Source organism: Streptomyces sp. NPDC013157 (genome assembly GCF_042899865.1).
Lineage (GTDB): Bacteria > Actinomycetota > Actinomycetes > Streptomycetales > Streptomycetaceae > Streptomyces.
This window is the reverse complement of record NZ_JBIBAK010000004.1, coordinates 453,365-470,853: the sequence shown is the minus strand read 5'-3', so window position 1 is coordinate 470,853 and position 17,489 is coordinate 453,365. Positions and strand designations below refer to the sequence as shown.

The 17,489-nt window shown below is 70.5% G+C and carries 17 protein-coding genes; 8 read left to right on the top strand and 9 right to left on the bottom strand.

Going from position 1 to position 17,489, the window contains the following annotated elements; genetic code table 11:
- Positions 1 to 41 precede the first annotated feature (41 nt).
- The 5 genes from ACFY6U_RS15430 (at position 42) to ACFY6U_RS15410 (ending at position 4,457) form a co-directional block, all read left to right on the top strand.
- Positions 42 to 731 carry a maleylpyruvate isomerase family mycothiol-dependent enzyme gene (locus ACFY6U_RS15430; RefSeq protein WP_390038313.1) on the top strand — a complete coding sequence of 230 codons (690 nt, stop codon included), beginning with the start codon at positions 42 to 44 and terminating at the stop codon, positions 729 to 731.
- A gap of 55 nt (positions 732 to 786) precedes the next feature.
- Complete coding sequence (locus tag ACFY6U_RS15425) at positions 787 to 1,443, top strand: MBL fold metallo-hydrolase (RefSeq protein ID WP_390038311.1); 657 nt, start codon at positions 787 to 789, stop codon at positions 1,441 to 1,443.
- 454 nt (positions 1,444 to 1,897) lie between these two features.
- The gene (locus ACFY6U_RS15420) at positions 1,898 to 2,782 is read left to right on the top strand and encodes an ABC transporter substrate-binding protein (protein WP_390038309.1); all 885 of its coding nucleotides are present in this window, start codon (positions 1,898 to 1,900) and stop codon (positions 2,780 to 2,782) included.
- On the top strand, positions 2,779 to 3,708 hold the full coding sequence (locus tag ACFY6U_RS15415; protein WP_390038307.1) for an amino acid ABC transporter permease: 930 nt from the start codon (positions 2,779 to 2,781) through the stop codon (positions 3,706 to 3,708). The genes ACFY6U_RS15420 and ACFY6U_RS15415 overlap by 4 nt, the downstream gene beginning before the upstream one ends.
- The gene (locus tag ACFY6U_RS15410) at positions 3,705 to 4,457 is read left to right on the top strand and encodes an amino acid ABC transporter ATP-binding protein (RefSeq protein WP_390038305.1); all 753 of its coding nucleotides are present in this window, start codon (positions 3,705 to 3,707) and stop codon (positions 4,455 to 4,457) included. The genes ACFY6U_RS15415 and ACFY6U_RS15410 overlap by 4 nt, the downstream gene beginning before the upstream one ends.
- 4 nt (positions 4,458 to 4,461) lie before the next feature.
- Here the strand turns inward: ACFY6U_RS15410 and aroQ are convergent, their stop codons facing one another.
- Positions 4,462 to 4,935, bottom strand: a complete 474-nt coding sequence (gene aroQ / locus ACFY6U_RS15405; RefSeq protein ID WP_362581397.1) for a type II 3-dehydroquinate dehydratase — start codon at positions 4,933 to 4,935, stop codon at positions 4,462 to 4,464.
- Between the two features lie 157 nt (positions 4,936 to 5,092).
- On the opposite strand from aroQ, the gene ACFY6U_RS15400 reads away from it, so the two are divergent.
- Positions 5,093 to 6,403: an MFS transporter gene (locus ACFY6U_RS15400; RefSeq protein ID WP_390038303.1), complete on the top strand. Its 1,311-nt coding sequence runs from the start codon at positions 5,093 to 5,095 to the stop codon at positions 6,401 to 6,403.
- A 15-nt stretch (positions 6,404 to 6,418) separates the two neighbouring features.
- Here the strand turns inward: ACFY6U_RS15400 and ACFY6U_RS15395 are convergent, their stop codons facing one another.
- The 7 genes from ACFY6U_RS15395 to ACFY6U_RS15365 form a co-directional block, all read right to left on the bottom strand.
- Positions 6,419 to 7,519: a calcium:proton antiporter gene (locus ACFY6U_RS15395; protein ID WP_390038301.1), complete on the bottom strand. Its 1,101-nt coding sequence runs from the start codon at positions 7,517 to 7,519 to the stop codon at positions 6,419 to 6,421.
- A gap of 116 nt (positions 7,520 to 7,635) precedes the next feature.
- A complete protein-coding gene (locus tag ACFY6U_RS15390; protein WP_351485692.1) occupies positions 7,636 to 7,938 on the bottom strand; it encodes a hypothetical protein in 303 nt (100 codons plus the stop codon).
- 130 nt (positions 7,939 to 8,068) lie between these two features.
- On the bottom strand, positions 8,069 to 9,070 hold the full coding sequence (locus ACFY6U_RS15385) for a TerC family protein (protein WP_390038299.1): 1,002 nt from the start codon (positions 9,068 to 9,070) through the stop codon (positions 8,069 to 8,071).
- 222 nt (positions 9,071 to 9,292) lie between these two features.
- Complete coding sequence (locus ACFY6U_RS15380) at positions 9,293 to 11,218, bottom strand: TerD family protein (protein WP_390038297.1); 1,926 nt, start codon at positions 11,216 to 11,218, stop codon at positions 9,293 to 9,295.
- Between the two features lie 211 nt (positions 11,219 to 11,429).
- Positions 11,430 to 12,008, bottom strand: coding sequence for a TerD family protein (locus ACFY6U_RS15375; RefSeq protein WP_351485686.1), 579 nt, complete (start codon positions 12,006 to 12,008; stop codon positions 11,430 to 11,432).
- A gap of 157 nt (positions 12,009 to 12,165) precedes the next feature.
- Entirely contained in the window at positions 12,166 to 14,313 is a 2,148-nt protein-coding gene (gene uvrB / locus ACFY6U_RS15370; protein WP_390038295.1) for an excinuclease ABC subunit UvrB, read from the bottom strand.
- Positions 14,314 to 14,353: 40 nt separating this feature from the next.
- Positions 14,354 to 15,220 carry an MHYT domain-containing protein gene (locus ACFY6U_RS15365; protein WP_351485682.1) on the bottom strand — a complete coding sequence of 289 codons (867 nt, stop codon included), beginning with the start codon at positions 15,218 to 15,220 and terminating at the stop codon, positions 14,354 to 14,356.
- Between the two features lie 277 nt (positions 15,221 to 15,497).
- Between ACFY6U_RS15365 and ACFY6U_RS15360 the strand changes: the two genes are divergently transcribed.
- On the top strand, positions 15,498 to 16,367 hold the full coding sequence (locus tag ACFY6U_RS15360; protein WP_390038293.1) for a glycerophosphodiester phosphodiesterase: 870 nt from the start codon (positions 15,498 to 15,500) through the stop codon (positions 16,365 to 16,367).
- A gap of 50 nt (positions 16,368 to 16,417) precedes the next feature.
- Positions 16,418 to 16,972 (top strand): methylated-DNA--[protein]-cysteine S-methyltransferase, encoded by a 555-nt coding sequence (locus ACFY6U_RS15355; RefSeq protein WP_390038291.1) that lies wholly within the window; start codon positions 16,418 to 16,420, stop codon positions 16,970 to 16,972.
- A gap of 45 nt (positions 16,973 to 17,017) precedes the next feature.
- Here ACFY6U_RS15355 and ACFY6U_RS15350 read toward each other — a convergent pair whose 3' ends face one another.
- Positions 17,018 to 17,446, bottom strand: a complete 429-nt coding sequence (locus tag ACFY6U_RS15350) for a VOC family protein (protein WP_390038289.1) — start codon at positions 17,444 to 17,446, stop codon at positions 17,018 to 17,020.
- Between the last annotated feature and the right edge of the window lie 43 nt (positions 17,447 to 17,489).

Below are 17,489 nucleotides of genomic sequence, written 5' to 3'. Positions count from 1 at the left end.
AAACCTTCACCCGAACGTGCGGCGGGGCTACTGTCAGCCCCATGATTGATCACGCTCATGACCTGGCGTCTGTACAGGAAGCGACCGAACGGCTACTCACCGCAGTCGCCGCACTGGACAACGCGGCCGGCGCGCGACCGTCACGGCTGCCCGGCTGGACGGTCGGCCACGTCCTGGCACACCTCGCCCGGAACGCGGACGCGCTCGCCAACGTGCTGGGCGGACGTCCCATGTACGTCTCCGCGGAGGCGCGGGACGCCGACATCGAGCGGGACGCGCCGCGCGCGCTCCACGTCCAGCTCGACGACCTGCGCGCGAGCCACGCCGGATTCCGGGCCCGGGCGGCCGAGCCCGCGGACTGGTCGCGCACGGTGGAGCTGCGCAACGGGGTCACCGACACCGCGGCGCGGGTGCCGTTCCGCCGCTGGGCCGAGGTCGAGCTGCACCATGTCGATCTCGGGATCGGGTACGAGCTGGAGGACCTCCCGGAGGAGTTCACCGAGCGGGAGATCGACTTCCTGGCGGACCGCTTCGACGGGCACCGGGAGGTCCCCTCGACCGGTCTGCGCAGCCACAGCGGCCAGGTCTGGACGACGGGCGGCGGCGCGCCGGGAGGTCCCATCGCCGTCGAGGGATCCGCCGCCGACCTGCTGGGCTGGCTCGCCGGCCGCCGCGACGGCTCGGCCCTGGTCGTGAAGGGCGGCGCGCTGCCCGCACTTCCGCCGCTGTAACGCGCGTGCAGCGCGCGGCGCATCGGGGCCCGCTCCCCGCTATAGGCTGATCGCCATGACGTACAGCGGAGAGGTCACGGTCGGCGGACCGGCGGACGTGCACGAGCTCAAGGACCTGATGATCACCAAGATCGCGGTCGGGCCGATGGACAACAACGCCTATCTGCTGCGCTGCCGCGCCACCGACGAGCAACTGCTGATCGACGCGGCCAACGACGCGGAGACGCTTCTCGGCATGATCGGTGACGACGGCATCGCGTCCGTCGTCACCACGCACCAGCACGGCGACCACTGGCAGGCGCTGGCCGAGGTCGTCGCCGCCACCGGCGCGCGGACGTACGCGGGCCGCGAGGACGCCGCCGGCATCCCGGTCACCACCGACGTCCCCGTCGGCGACGGCGACGTGATCCGGGTCGGCCGCGTCGAGCTGACCGCCCGCCATCTGGTCGGTCACACCCCGGGCTCCATCGCGCTGGTCTACGACGACCCGCACGGCCATCCGCACGTCTTCACCGGGGACTGCCTCTTTCCCGGCGGTGTCGGCAACACGCGCAAGGACCCGAAGGCGTTCGCCAGCCTGATCCACGACGTCGAGACGAAGATCTTCGACGTCCTGCCGGACGAGACGTGGGTGTACCCGGGGCACGGCAACGACACCACGCTGGGCGCGGAGCGGCCGCACCTGCCGGAGTGGCACGCGCGCGGGTGGTGAGCGCGGGGCCCGGGTGGTGAGCACCGGGCCCAGGTGGTGAGCACCGGGCCCAGGTGGTGAGCGCAAGGCTCGGGTAGTGAGCGCAAGGCTCGGGTAGTGAGCGCAAGGCCCGGGTAGTGAGCGCAAGGCCCGGGTAGTGAGCGCAAGGCCCGGGTAGTGAGCGCGGGCGCGTGCACCTTCGCGCGCGCCCCGTGTGAACGGTTCGCACGCGTCGGCCTCCGGCGCACGCTCCCCGCGCGCGCCCTCGCGCGGTCAACTAGGGTCAGCCCCGCACAGGATGACGGCTCCTGCGCGGTACGGGCCGCCGGTCATCATTCCCCGCCCTCGGCCGGCGGCCCCGGCGTGTCCGCTCTCCCCCGCGCGGCGTTCACAGGACCGCAACACCCGTTCCCAGTATGCGGACAAACACCCGCTTGACGTGGACAAACGCGGCGTTCGCTGTCACTCTCCCGCCATGCACCCTGCCCCGAGCGCGCTGCGCCGCGCTGCCGCCGCTGCCACCATAGCCCTGCTCGCCACCGCCGTAGGCTGCGCTCCGCAGCCGGACGACAAGGCGTCCGACGGGTCCTCCTCGTCCGCCGGAACCACCTGCGCCAAGGGCAAGTTGGCCACCCAGACCTCCGGCAAGCTGACGATCGCGACGGACGAACCGGCGTACGAGCCGTGGTTCAAGGACGACAAGCCGGCCAACGGCGAGGGCTTCGAGTCGGCGGTCGCGTACGCCGTGGCCAAGCAGCTCGGGTACGACAAGAGCGCGGTCGTCTGGCAGAGCGTGCCGTTCAACAAGGCGTTCGCGCCCGGTGTGAAGACCTTCGACTTCGACATCAACCAGGTGTCCATCAGCACCGAGCGCAAGAAGGCCGTGGACTTCTCGTCCGGCTACTACGACGTGCGCCAGGCGGTCATCGCGCTCAAGGGCAGCAAGGCCGCGAAGGCGACCAGCATCGCGGACCTGAAGGGGCTCAAGCTGGGCGCCCAGGTGGGCACGACGAGCCTCAACTACATCAGCGACGTGGTGAAACCGTCCCAGGAGGCGGCCGCGTACTCCAAGAACGACCAGGCCATCTCGGCGCTCAAGAACGGCCAGGTGGACGCGATCGTCACCGACCTGCCGACCGCCTTCTACGTCACCGCCGCCCAGGTGACGAACGCCAAGATCGTCGGCCAGTTCGAGAACCAGGGCGGCACGCCCGAGCAGTTCGGGCTCGTGCTGGACAAGGGCAGTGCCCTGACGTCCTGCGTGACGTCGGCCGTGGACGCCCTGCGCAAGGACGGCACCCTGGCGAAGCTGGACAAGCAGTGGCTGTCCGACGCCGTCGACGCTCCGGTGCTCAAGTGACGGTCACCAAGGACGAGTCCGGCCAGGAGGGTGCGGACGACAAGAGCGACATGCCCGCCGGTGCCGCCGAGGGCGCCGACGGATACACCCCCTCCGGAAGGCGGCTGGAGCGGGAACGCTACAAGCGTGCCCGCGCCCGGCGCGCGACCGCGATCGCCGCGCTGTCGACCCTGGTCACGGCCGTCGTCCTGTACGTGGTCGTGGTCAGCGCGCCGGGCTGGGAGCGCACCAAGGAGACCTTCTTCGACGGGCAGTACGCGCGCGAGGCGTTGCCCAAGGTCCTCGAAGGCCTGTGGCTCAACGTCCGGCTGCTGCTGATCTGCGGCGTGCTGGTGCTCGCCCTGGGCATGCTGATCGCCATCGCCCGTACGCTGCCGGGGCCCGTGTTCTTCCCCCTGCGGGCGCTGGCGGCGGCGTACACGGACTTCTTCCGCGGTCTGCCGCTGATCATCAACCTGATGATCGTGGTCTTCGGGGTACCAGCGCTGCGCCTCCAGGGGGTGACCGTCGACCCGGTATGGCTGGGCGGTGCGGCGCTGACGCTGACGTACTCCGCCTACGTCGCCGAGGTGTTCCGCGCGGGCATCGAGTCCGTGCACCCCTCGCAGCGCGCCGCGGCCCGCTCGCTGGGGCTGACCAACCGGCAGGCGCTGCGGTACGTGGTGCTCCCCCAGGCCGTGCGCCGTCAGGTGCCGCCGCTGCTGAACGACCTGGTGTCACTGCAGAAGGACACCGGGCTCGTGTCGATCGGCGGGGCGATCGACGCCGTACGGGCGTCCGACATCATCGCCCAGCGCAGCCTCAACTACACGCCGTACATCGTCGCCGGGCTGGTCTTCGTGGCGCTGACCATTCCGATGACCCGCTTCACGGACTGGGTGACGGCCCGGATGGACCGGCAGCGGGCCCAGGGAGGATCCATATGAGCGACGCGCCTGTGCTGCGCATGGAGTCCGTCCGCAAGACGTTCGGGGATTCGGTCGTGCTGCGGGACGTGGACCTGGAGGTCGCCCCGCACACAGTGACGGCGCTGATCGGCGCCTCCGGGTCCGGCAAGTCGACGTTGCTGCGCTGCGCCAACCTCCTGGAGGAGATCGACGACGGCGCGATCTGGCTGGACGGCGAGGAGATCACCGACCCGCGCGCCGACCAGGACGCGGTGCGCCGCCGTATCGGCGTGGTCTTCCAGGCGTACAACCTCTTCCCGCACATGACCGTGCTGGAGAACATCACCCTGGCACCGCGGCGGGTGCACGGCGCCTCCCGCGCGGAGGCCGAGGAGCGGGCCGGGGAGTTGCTGGAGCGCCTCGGGCTGGGCGACAAGGCCGACGCCTATCCGGACCGGCTGAGCGGCGGTCAGCAGCAGCGGGTGGCGATCGTGCGCGCCCTTGCGGTGCGGCCCCGGCTGCTGCTTCTCGACGAGATCACCGCCGCCCTCGATCCGGAGCTGGTGGGCGAGGTGCTCACCGTGGTCCGTGACCTCAAGGGCGAGGGGATGACCATGGTGCTGGCGACGCACGAGATGGGCTTCGCCCGGGACGTCGCCGACCAGGTCTGCTTCCTGGACGGCGGTGTCGTACTCGAACGCGGCACCGCCGAGCAGGTGTTCGGTGACCCGCAGCAGGAGCGCACCCGGCGTTTCCTGCGGCGGATCGTGGAGGCCGGTCGGCTCTGAGGCGCTACGCGTCCGCGGTCGCGGCGCCGACCAGTGCCGCGACCCGCTCCACGCCGAACACATAGCCCTGCACGCCGCATCCGGCGATCACTCCGTCGGCGCGCAGGGAGACGTAGGAGTGGTGCCGGAACGACTCGCGCTTGTGGATGTTGGAGATGTGGACCTCCAACACCGGCATGCCGTCACAGGTGTTGAGGGCATCCAGGATCGCGACCGAGGTGTGCGAGTAGGCGCCCGGGTTGATGACGATGCCGCAGTGGCCGAGGCGGGCCTCGTGGATCCAGTCGACCAGTTCACCCTCGTGGTTGGACTGCCGGAAGTCCACGGTGCCGCCGTGCGCGGCCGCGGCCTTGGCGCACAGGGCCTCGATGTCGGCCAATGTGTCGGAGCCGTAGATCTCGGGCTGACGCTGTCCCAGCAGGTTGAGGTTGGGCCCGTTGAGGATCATGATCGGGGCGTTGGCCAGGGTGCGGGGCACGATTCCTCCGGTCCGTGGGAAATCCATGGAAAGACGAACGGCCCGGGAGGGACCGCTGCTCGGTCCGGTCTATCACGGTGCGCGGCGGCTCCTGTGAGGGGCGTCTCACCACCGCGCGCCCCCGTAACCAGTGATCACCCTGGGTAGTTGACGGAGCATGCATGATGCACGCACTGTAAGGAACCCCTCGATGCTGCGGCTGGCGGCCGCCTCGCTCACCGGGACCGCGATCGAGTTCTACGACTTCTTCGTCTACGGGACGGCCGCGGCGCTCGTCCTGGGACCACTGTTCTTCCCGACGTTCACGCCGCTCGCGGGGACGCTGGCGGCGTTCGGGACGTTCGGTGCGGGGTTCGTGGCCCGGCCGCTGGGCTCGGTGCTGTTCGGGCACCTCGGGGACCGGCGCGGCCGGCGTCCGGTGCTGGTCGCGTCCCTGCTGTTGACGGGCGCGTCGACGGTCTCGGTCGGGTTCGTGCCGGCGTACGACAAAATCGGGGTGGCCGCTCCCGTACTGCTGCTGGCGCTGCGCTTTCTGCAGGGGCTGGGGCTCGGCGGGGAGTGGGGCGGCGCGGTGCTGCTGACCGCGGAGCACGCGCCCGCCGGACGGCGCGCCCTGTGGTCGAGCTTTCCGCAGATCGGTCCGGCCGTCGGCTTCCTCCTTGCCAACGGCGTGATGCTGGCCCTGTCGGCGTCCCTGACGGACGCCCAGTTCGCGCAGTGGGGGTGGCGGGTGCCGTTCTGGGCGGCCGGGGCGATGGCTCTGAGCGGGCTGTGGCTGCGTTCGTCGCTCCCCGAGAGTCCGCAGTTCCTGGAGATCGAGGAGCCCGCGCGCAGGCCGTTCGCCGAGGTCGTACGGCACCACTGGCGGCTGGTGCTGCTGACGGCGGGGGCGCTCGCGGTCGGGTACGCGGTGTTCTACGCGGTGACGACCTGGTCGCTGGCGTACGGCACGGAGCGGCTCGGGGTGAGCCGTACGGTCATGCTGACGTGTGTCATGGCCGCCGTCGTGGTGAAGGGGTCACTCACGCCGGTGGCGGCCCTGCTGGGCGACCGCTACGGGCGGCGGTCGCTGTGCCTGGTGGGGTGCACGGCCTCGGCGCTGTGGATGTTCCCGATGGTCGCGCTGCTCGCGACCGGACAGCCGCTGCTGATGTTCCTCGGGTTCACCGGTGCCCTGGTCGCCTTCGTCACCATGTTCGCGGTGGTCGCCGCTTATCTGCCGGAGTTGTACGAACCGCGGGTGCGCTGCACCGGTGCCGCGGTCGGCTACAACCTCGGCGGGGTCCTCGGGGGCGCGCTGACGCCGATCGTGGCGACGGCGCTGGCGGAGCACAGTGGTCGGGTGCCGTGGGCCGTGGGGGCGTATCTGACGGCGATCGCGCTGCTGAGCCTGGGGTGCTTCGCGCTGCTGCCGGAGACGCGTCCGGTGCCGGTGCCGGTGGTGGAGGTCGAGCCGGTCGCCGGGTGAGGACCGCCGGACCTGCTACGGGTTGATCGCCAGCTCCAGGTAGGCGGCGAACAGCACCAGGTGGACGCCGCCCTGCAGCGGTGTGGCCCGGCCCGGCACCACCGTCAGGGAGCTGACCACCACGGTCAGCGCGAGCAGCAGCATGTGCGTGGCGCCGAGGCCGAGCACCAGGGGGCCGGAGAGCCAGACGGAGGCGAGGGCCACGGCGGGGATGGTCAGGCCGATGCTGGCCATGGCCGAGCCGAGCGCCAGGTTGAGGCTGGTCTGCACGCGGTCGCGGCGGGCCGAGCGCAGGGCTGCGATGGTCTCGGGGAGCAGGACCAGCAGGGCGATGACCACGCCGACCACGGCTTGGTGCAGACCGGCCGCCGCCACGCCGGACTCGATCGCCGGCGACACGCCCTTGGCCAGTCCGACGACCCCGACGAGAGCGAGGCCGAGCAGGCCGAGACCGACCCAAGCGGCGCGTACGGACGGGGCCGCGGCATGGTCGTCGGCGGCGATCACCTCGCCCTGCCGGGTGATCGGCAGGAAGTAGTCGCGGTGCCGCACGGTCTGGGTGGCCACGAACAGGCCGTACAGGATCAGTGACGACAGGGCCGCGAAGGTCAGCTGGATGCCGGAGAACTCCGGGCCCGGTCTGCTGGTGGTGAAGGTCGGCAGTACGAGGCTGAGCGTGGCCAGGGTGGCCACGGTCGCCAGGGCGGCGCCGGTGCCCTCGGGGTTGAAGAGCGCGGTGCCGTGGCGGAGTGAGGCGACGAGGAGACAGAGGCCGACGATGCCGTTACAGGTGATCATCACGGCCGCGAAGACGGTGTCCCGGGCCAGGGTGGAGCTCTTGTCGCCGCCGTCGACCATGAGGGTGACGATCAGGGCCACCTCGATGATGGTGACGGCGATGGCGAGGACGAGGGAGCCGAAGGGTTCGCCGACCCGGTGGGCCACGACCTCGGCGTGATGGACCGCGGCGAGGACCGATCCGGCGAGGACCACGGTCACCAGCGCGACGACCGCGCCGGGCAGACTGCGGCCCCAGGTGAACACGAGCAGGACGACCGCGAGCACCGGCACGAGGAACGTCCACCGGGTGGTGAGCGACCTGAGCCGAGTGATCATGCAGCGATGGTGGCAGAGGTGTACGGGCTTCGCATTCCGGTCCTTTCCGGCTCCCGGGGGGCCTGCCGCCGGCGCGGCGCGGCCCCCGGGGCGTACGGGTCTGGTCGGTCGGGCGATTACGTGAAGTCGGTCAGGTCCACGACGTCACAGTCGGTGAAGGACGGCGGCCGGGTGCACAGGGCGGCCATCTGCTCGGCGAACTTGCTCGTCTCGGGGTCGTCGCTGTTCTGCATGGCCTCCTCGTAGGAGTCGAACTCGATCACGCCGAGGTAGCGTCCCGGCCGGTTCCGATCCCTGAGGATCAGGCGGCGCGTGGGGCCGTTCTCGCGGCCGGCGAGCCGGCTGCCCATCTCGTCGGCGAGGGCCTTCAGCTCGTCGATGCGGTCGGTCTCGAAGTCGATGATCTGGACGAATGTCACGGTTGCCTCCACCGGGCGGCGGCGCCCCCGGACCGGGGACGTACCGCCACCCAACGAAGCATCCGGAGCGGTGGGTCGGCAATGCGCTTCGCACCGCTGCGCGGGGTGGTTGTTCCTACGTCCGACGTGGTCAGACGTCGATGCTGTCCTTCGGAGCGCCTTCGCTCCGAGCCCGCGCCGCCTCGGCCGCCGCCTGCTTCCTGGAGGCCCGCAGGCTGGTGATCGTGGTGACGATCAGGACCGCGCAGATCACGCCGAGCGAGACCGGGATGCTGATTTCCGGGACGTGGACGCCGGACTCGTGCAGCGCGTGCAGCACCAGCTTGACGCCGATGAAGCCGAGGATGATCGACAGGCCGTAGGACAGGTGGACCAGCTTCTTCAGCAGTCCGCCGATGAGGAAGTACAGCTGCCGCAGACCCATCAGCGCGAAGGCGTTGGCCGTGAAGACGATGTACGGGTCCTGCGTCAGGCCGAAGATCGCGGGGATCGAGTCCAGCGCGAACAGGACGTCGGTCGTACCGATCGCGAGCATCACGACCAGCATCGGGGTCATGACCCGCTTGCCGTTCTGCTGGATCCACAGCTTGGTGCCGTGATAGCGGTCGGCCACGCCGAACCTGCGCTCGGCGGCCTTGAGCAGCTTGTTCTCCTCGAACTCCTCTTCCTCCTGGTCGGCCCGGGCCTCCTGGATCAGCTTCCAGGCGGTCCAGATCAGGAAGGCGCCGAACAGGTAGAAGACCCACGAGAAGCTGGCGAGGATCGCGGCGCCCGCTGCGATGAAGACGGCCCGCAGCACCAGGGCTATGAGGACACCGACGAGCAGCACCCGCTGCTGGTACTGCGAGGGCACGGCGAACTTCGCCATGATCAGGACGAAGACGAAGAGGTTGTCGACGCTCAGCGACTTCTCGGTGATGAAGCCCGCGAAGAACTCGCCGGCGGGCTGGCCACCGCCGAAGACGAGCAGGCCGAGGCCGAAGAGACCAGCCAGGGCGATCCAGACGACGGTCCAGATTCCGGCTTCCTTGACGGACACGTCATGCGGCTTGCGGCCGATGAAGAAGTCGACCGCGATCAGGGCGGCCAGCCCCAGGATGGTGAGGACCCACAGGGTCACGGATACATCCACTGTTGCCTCCGGTTAGTGAACGGCAAAGATTCGGCGTTGCGCTACCGGAGGTCTCTTCCACCCGGGACGGGCCGACGCCCCGGGATCCGACCGGATCCGTATTGACGGGTACGCCGCAGCAGACAGGGAGTACTCCCCTCCGTACGGAAAACACTACCCCAACCACCAAGGAAAGGTAAAGTGATCGGCAAAGAAAAGATCAAATTACCTGGTCAGAGGATTTTACATGCGCTTGGTACGGGCTGCCGCGACCCGGGCCAGTACCTGCTGGAGCACCTGACTGCCAGGGGGCACGAGGCCGGGCTCGTACGTCCAGGCGTGCCCCACCCACGGGTCGGCCAGGTGATCGTCCGGTACCGGCGTGAGTCGCATCAGTGAACGCCAGAGCGGATCGAGCAACGGGCCGTAGGCGGCCGCGTCCTCGCGATCGGCGACCAGCACGAGATGGACGCCGACGTCCGGGCCCTCGTCCGCGAGATAGCGCAGCTGGGTGACGGCCCGGTCGTCGAAGCCGTGCGGGAAGTCGTTCACGACCAGCAGCTGCCGCGAGGTGTCCAGACCGGGCGGCAGCGCGTCGGACGCACCGCCCCGCACCGCCATCTGCACCAGGTCGACGCGCTCCGTGAGCCGTCCCAGCACACCCGCCACACCGGCAGCGCCCGTCGCGGGTGGCGCGTCCAGCGCACCGGCCCCCGTCAGCGGTGCGAACGCGGACGCCCCGGCACCCGCCGGATCGATGACCTGCACGCCGAACTCCCCCGCCGGATGGACGGCGAGCAGCCGGGCCGCGAGCGCCACCGCCGTCTGCAGGGCGAGGTGCCGCAGCTCACCCGGCTCCTCGAACGGGGATGCGTCGGGCACGCCGCTGTCGATCCACAGGCCCCGCTCCAGGGGCAGCCGGACCAGCATCGGGATGCGCAGCGGGGCGCTCTCCGGGAGGTGGAGGTCGCCCAGCCTGACGGCCATCGGCGGCTCCGTCGGCACCCGGTAGCCGTGCCAGACCGGGTTGTCCCAGCGGGCGTACGCAGGCGGCAGCGCGGGCTCGACGACCTCGGACTCGGCGGTGAGCTGCGCGAGGTCCCGGTCGAGTGCCGCTCTCGCCTGGTCGACCAGCTGGGCCTGCCGGGCCTGGGCCGCCTCGCGGGCGGCGTCGCCCGCCGAGCCCAGGCGGCTGCGCGGGTCGGAGAGGACCTGGTCGAGCTCCTTCTCCATACGCGACTCGGCGAAGTCGACAGCGCTACGACAGGCGGCGGTGGAGCGGGCCAGGTCCTCGAACATGCCCCAGACCTGGTTGTAGAGCCGCTCGTCCATGGACCAGCCGGCGGCGTCGCCCGCGACGGGCGACGCGGGCCCGTCCGCCGGGGCCGGAGCCTCGGGGGCCGGGGGCGGGGGCGTCCGGCGGCGCTTCGGATGTGTGTAGTCGACGGGACCGCCGGTGGGAGTGGCGGCCGTCGGGACGCCCGGCCCGCCGGAAGCCGCGGAGCTGCCGCCGTCGTCGGGCGTCGGGACGGTGCCCGGCAGGTCGGGGCCGGTGACGGAGGCGGCCGTACGCCGGGAGCGGTCGGTGTCCGTGGTGCGGGCCGGGACCGAGCGGGCCAGGCCGCGCGCCACCGCGTCCTCGATCCCCCGGGCGAGTTCGGCGGCCTGGGGCAGGCCCTGGTCGGTGAGGAGCCCTGTCAGTCCCTGCGCGTAGCCCTGGCCGACCGCGCGGATCTTCCAGGCGGCCTGGCGGCGGTAGAGCTCCAGGACGACCACCGCCGACTCGGCGTCCAGGCCGGTGAGGGTGTAGCCGGCGACCTCGGTGCCGTCGAGGCCGGTGACCGCGGCGCGCGGTGCGGCGAGGGCGCCGAAGCGGAGCGGACCGCCGGGGGCGGCGGGCAGGGCGATCAGGACGCTGACCCGGTGCACGGTCTCGGGCATGGCGTCGAGGTCGACCGCGAGCCGGTGTTCGGCGGCCGCCTGCCGGGAGACCTCGATCCCGGGCAGCGTGGGCGCGCCCGGATGGGCCACCCCGTCGGCACCCCGTACACGGCCGCCCTCGTCGGCGAGGGTGGCCCCAGCCACGACCGGCACGTCGGCCGAGATCCGGATCTCGATCCGGTTCCGCGAGAGCGGATGGTTCTGCCCGCGCACCAACTCGGCCGCCATTGCCCACGTCCCCCTGTGTGTCGTGTCCTCGTGTCCTCGTGTGCCGTCGGGCCACCGCTCAGCGCTCCGCTGGAAGTGCCGCGATATGCCGTCGGTCGACTGCGGCGCCCTCGTGGCTGGTCGCGCGGTTCCTCCCCCAGCCTTCGGCCGGGGTACCCCCAGCGCCCCTTCGGTGGCGCTGCCGAACCGCAGTGGACTTCACCCGGACTGCTCAGAGGATCGGCAGGATCGCCGGCACCAGGTCCTGGAAGGTGCGGCCCTTGGCCGGGACGCCCAGGGCCGTCATCGTCCAGCCGGATCCCGACCGGTGCACCTTCGCCATGATCTGGGCGGTGTACTCACCGCCGCCGTCGAGCGTGTAGCGGGCGAGTTCCTGGCCGGTGGTCTCGTCGACCAGTCGGCAGAAGGCGTTCTGCACTTCCTGGAAGGTCTGGCCGGTGAAGGAGTTGACGGTGAAGATGATCTGGTCGACGTGGACCGGCACGCGCGCGAGGTCGACGAGGATGGCCTCGTCGTCGCCGCCCTGACCCGCGCCGCCGACGAGGTTGTCGCCCGTGTGACGGACCGAGCCGTCGTCACTCACCAGGTGCCGGAAGAACACGACGTCGACGGGCTGCTTGTCGGCGAACAGCACCGCCGAGGCGTCCAGGTCGATCTCACGGGTGCGCGAACCGAACAGCCCGCGTCGGGGCGCCGCCTTCCAGCCAAGACCCATGCGGACCGCGCTCAGGGAGCCGCCGTCCTTCTTCTCCAGGCTGATGGCCTGACCCTTGGTCATGTTGACGGTCACGGCTGCTTCCCCTCGTCGAATGTCCCCGGTGGCCGCGAAGTGCGCGGTTGCCCGAAACCCTATGCAGCGCCACTGACAGCGCCGAACCCCGGCCCACGCTTTGTGTCGGTCTTGCAACACTTCGCGCCCATACCGGGGTCCGGTGGCGGCCCAGGGGTCAGGCCAGGCCCGCCTCCCTCATCTGGCGCAGTTCCTTCTTCATCTCGGAGACCTCGTCGCGCAGCCGGGCCGCGATCTCGAACTGCAGATCAGCGGCGGCGGCACGCATACGCTCCGTCATCTCCTCGATCTGCTCGGCGAGTTCGGCGGCCGGGCGGTCGGTGGGCACCGTTTCCTTGGCCTTGCCCTTGGCGGCCTTGCCGGCCTTCGCACCCTTGGCCGCCTTGTCGCCCAGGGACGGAACGGGAGCCTTGGGCCCCTTGCCGTCCTTCAGCTTGCGATAGCCCGAGCCGAGCAGCTGTTCTGTGTCGACCTCTTCGCGGGCGATCTGCGCGACGATGTCGTTGATCTTCTTCCGGAGCGGCTGCGGGTCGATGCCGTTCGCCTTGTTGTAGGCGACCTGCTTCTCCCGGCGCCGGTTGGTCTCGTCGATGGCCTTCTCCATCGCCGGGGTGATCTTGTCGGCGTACATGTGGACCTCGCCGGAGACGTTGCGCGCCGCACGGCCGATGGTCTGGATCAGTGAGGTACCCGAGCGCAGGAAGCCCTCCTTGTCGGCGTCGAGGATCGCCACCAGGGACACCTCGGGCAGGTCGAGGCCCTCGCGGAGGAGGTTGATGCCGACCAGGACGTCGTACTCGCCGGAGCGCAGCTCGCGCAGCAGCTCGACGCGGCGCAGGGTGTCGACGTCGCTGTGCAGGTAGCGCACCTGGATGCCGAGCTCCAGGAAGTAGTCGGTGAGGTCCTCGGCCATCTTCTTGGTGAGCGTGGTGACCAGGACACGCTCGTCCTTCTCGGTGCGCTTGCGGATCTCGTGCACCAGGTCGTCGATCTGGCCCTCGGTGGGCTTGACGACGACCTCGGGGTCGACAAGCCCGGTGGGACGGATGATCTGCTCGACGACGCCGTCCGCGCGGGAGATCTCGTACGTGCCGGGGGTCGCCGACAGATACACGGCCTGCCCGATCCGCTCCTGGAACTCCTCCCACTTCAGCGGGCGGTTGTCCAGGGCGGAGGGCAGCCGGAAGCCGTGGTCGACGAGGGTGCGCTTGCGGGAGGCGTCGCCCTCGTACATGGCGCCGATCTGCGGCACGGTGACATGCGACTCGTCGATGACGAGGAGGAAGTCATCCGGGAAGTAGTCGAGCAGGGTGTTCGGCGGGGAGCCGGGCAGGCGGCCGTCGAAGTGCATCGAGTAGTTCTCCACGCCGGAGCACGAGCCGATCTGGCGGAGCATCTCGATGTCGTACGTCGTGCGCATGCGCAGCCGCTGGGCCTCCAGGAGCTTGCCCTGCTTCTCCAGCTCGGCCAGGCGCTCCCCCAGCTCCTTCTCGATGTCGTTGACGGCCCGCTCCATGCGCTCGGGGCCGGCGACGTAGTGGGAGGCCGGGAAGACGTACAGCTGCCGATCGTCGCTGATGATCTCGCCGGTGAGCGGGTGCAGGGTGGACAGCGCCTCGATCTCGTCGCCGAACATCTCGATGCGGACGGCGAGCTCCTCGTAGACCGGGAAGATCTCGATGGTGTCGCCGCGGACGCGGAAGGTGCCGCGGGTGAACGCCAGGTCGTTGCGCGTGTACTGGATGTCCACGAAGCGGCGCAGCAGGTCGTCGCGGTCGATCTCGTCGCCCACCCGCAGTGGGACCATGCGGTCGACGTACTCCTGCGGGGTACCGAGGCCGTAGATGCAGGAGACCGAGGCGACCACGATCACGTCGCGGCGCGTGAGCAGTGAGTTGGTGGCGGAGTGGCGCAGCCGCTCGACCTCCTCGTTGATCGAGGAGTCCTTCTCGATGTAGGTGTCCGACTGCGGGACGTAGGCCTCGGGCTGGTAGTAGTCGTAGTACGAGACGAAGTATTCGACCGCGTTGTTCGGAAGAAGCTCGCGGAACTCGTTGGCCAGCTGGGCGGCCAGCGTCTTGTTCGGCGCCATCACCAGGGTGGGGCGCTGGAGCTTCTCGATCATCCACGCGGTGGTGGCGGACTTGCCGGTGCCGGTCGCGCCGAGGAGGACGACGTCCTTCTCACCGGCCTCGATGCGCCTGGCCAGGTCGGCGATGGCCGCCGGCTGGTCGCCGCTGGGCTGGTACGGGCTGACGACCTCGAAGGGCGCCACCGTGCGTTCGATGTGGGAAACGGGCCGCATGGGTTCCACCGTACGACCCCGCACTGACAACCGGTTCTGATCAGCGATTCTGCGGTGTGCGCGCGCTGTGGTGGCTCTGCTGACGGCCGACGCGGAGCTGCGGGCGGCGGCTCGGGTGGTGGGTGACCTCGTCGGCCGGGACGCCCGGCTTGTGCTCCACACGGAGCCGGTCGGGCTTGCCCGTGACCATCAGCGGGTCGAAGATCACGACGACGGCGGCCAGGCAGAGGAAGGCCAGCGGGCCGATCAGCATGGGGGCCAGCAGGGAGGCGGGAGAATCGCCCGGGGACGTCACGCCGGCGCTGTGGAGGTGCACGGTGAGGGCGGCCATGCCGGTGTAGTGCATGCCGCTGACGGCGAGTCCCATGACGAGGCTCGCGCCGACGCTCCACAGGAAGCCGCGGACCTGCCCGGCCGCCCACAGGGCGGAGGTGGCCGCGACGACCCCTATCACGACCGACGCGGCCACCGTGAGCGTGTTGTACTCCAGGGTTCCGTTGAGGCGCAGCCCGGCCATGCCGAGGTAGTGCATCGAGGCGATGCCCAGGCCGGTGATCGTGCCGCCCGTGAAGAGCGCGGTTCCGGTGGCGCCCCGGTAGCCGACTATGAAGATCCCGACGCCCACCATGACGACGGCAAGGCCGAGGCTCGCGTAGGTGAGGGGTTTGTCGTAGTGGATCGGCGTCTCCTTGACGCTGAACCCCATCATGGCGACGAAGTGCATGGTCCATATGCCGGAGCCGATCGCCGCCGAGCCCAGGGCGAGCCAGGCGGGCCGCCAGGAGTGGGCCACCAGCATCGCCCGGGTCGTGCAGCGCAGCCCGAGAGCGCCACCGAGGCAGGCCATCAGATAGGCCACCAGCGGGGTGACGACCCCATAGCTGAATCCGTCGACCGTGCCCTGCATGCGCGGCTGCCCTTCACCCTTTGCGTCCCGGAATATGTGCAATGCGCCCCCGTCCCAGGACCGCCCGAGCGGTCAGGGTTGACGCAGAGAGTATGACCCGCACCGGAATGGTCGAACGATTTTCCGGCAAAGAAACACGCCCTTGCCGCAGTTGTGCGGCAACGGTGAGCGGGCTTGGACGACTCCATTGAATCTGTGGCCATCCCGCACCCGACCGCTGTTGACTCACTGCTGTCACTCTTGTGCTGTCCGTATTCGCCCGACGTGAGGAGTGCGCATGCACGCGCGCGCAGTCGCCGCCACGGCCACCGCGCTGCTGGGAACGGCAGCCCTGCTGAGCCCCGTCCCCGCCGCCCGGGCCGGCGACGCCGCCGAACCCACGGTGCTCGCGCACCGGGGCGCCTCCGCCTACGCCCCCGAGAACACGCTGGCCGCCATCGACAAGGCGGCCTCGCTGGGCTTCACCTGGGTCGAGAACGACGTCCAGCGCACCAGGGACGGCCGGCTCGTCGTCATCCACGACGACAGCCTCCGGCGCACCACCGATGTCGCAAAGGTCTTCCCCGGCCGGGCGCCGTGGAAAGTGAAGGACTTCACCGCGGCCGAGGTCGCCCGACTGGACGCGGGCAGTTGGTTCTCCCCTTCGTACCGGGGCACGCGGGTGCCGACGCTGGCGCAGTACATGCGCCGGGTCGAGCACAACCACGAGAAACTGCTCCTGGAGATCAAGAACCCTGAGCTGTATCCCGGCATCGAGCGGCAGATCCTCGAGCTGCTGGGCAGCGAGGGCTGGCTGGACCGCCCGCATCTGGACCGGCTCGTCGTGCAGAGCTTCAGCGCGGACAGTCTGCGTACCGTGCACGATCTCCGGCCCGCCGTGACGACCGGATACCTCGGCACACCGTCCGTGGGGTCCCTGCACCGGTACGCGGGCTTCGTGGACCTGGTCAACCCGTCGGTGGCCTCGATCTCCGCCGGCTATGTGAAGGACGTGCACTCGTTCGAGGGACCGCACGGCAGGCCGCTTCACGTCTTCACCTGGACGGTGAACGACGCGGTCACCACCTGGAAGGCCGTCGGCTACGGCGTGGACGGGATCATCACCAACAAGCCGGACGTGGTACGGGCCGCGCTGTGCGCGAGCTGACCCGGGCCGGGGCGGCGGCATTGTCAGTGGCGGGCCGTACGGTGGGGCGCATGGACAGCGAAGGGCAGTACGGGCAGCGGGTGGTGTGGGCCGTCGTGGGCACCGACATCGGTCCGCTGCTGCTCGCGGCGACCGGCAGCGGCCTGGTCAACGTGGTGTTCCACGCCACTGAGGCGGTGCGGGAGCGGACGGTGGAGCGGCTGGCCGCCCGGCTGGGCGGCGAGCCCGTCGAGGATCCCACGGAGCCGGTGCTGGCCGAGGCGATATCCCAGCTGCGGGCGTACTTCGCGGGCCGGCGGCAGGACTTCGACCTGCCGCTGGACTGGTCGCTGATCTCCGGCTTCAACCGGCAGGTGCTGCGCGAACTGGCCGCCGGGGTCCCCTACGGCACGGTGGTCGGGTACGGCGACCTGGCGGGACGCGTCGGGCAGCCCGGCGGGGCGCAGGCGGTGGGCGCGGCGATGGGCGCCAATCCGCTGCCGGTCGTCGTGCCCTGTCACCGGGTGGTGGAGAGCGACGGCGGGATCGGCGGGTTCGGCGGCGGTCTGGAGACCAAGCGGAAGCTGCTCGCCCTGGAGGGCGTACTGCCCGAACCGCTGTTCTGAGGCGCGGTCCCCGGGCCCTGGCGGTGCGGCGCCCCGCCGGTGCGGTCAGTCGTAGTGCCGTGCCTCGACGACGTTGCCGTCGGGGTCCCTGAAGTAGAAGTTGCGCGGGGCGGTGCCGCGGGCGCCGAAGGAGTCGTGTCCGATGTCGGTCATGGGGACGGCGTGCTCGGCGAGGCGGGCGCGCAGGGCGTCGAAGGCGTCGGACGGCAGGGACAGGCAGACGTGGTTCACGGGGTGGCCCGCGCTGCCGGTGGCGCCGGGGAGTGCCGGCATGCGCTCGGCGAGGGTGAGCGGCGCGAGGTCGATGATGGTCTCCTCGTTGACGCGTACGGAGGGGAAGGGCACCTCTCCCGCGGTGAACTCGGCGACCCGCAGCGGCTCCAGGCCGAGCATCCGCTCGTAGAAGCCGGCCGCGACGGCCGGGTCGGCGCCCCAGAGGACGACATGGTCCAGACGTGCCGGGTGATTCGTCATGCCGCCCAGGCTGGTGGCGTCCCCCACAGGCCGCAAGCGTTTA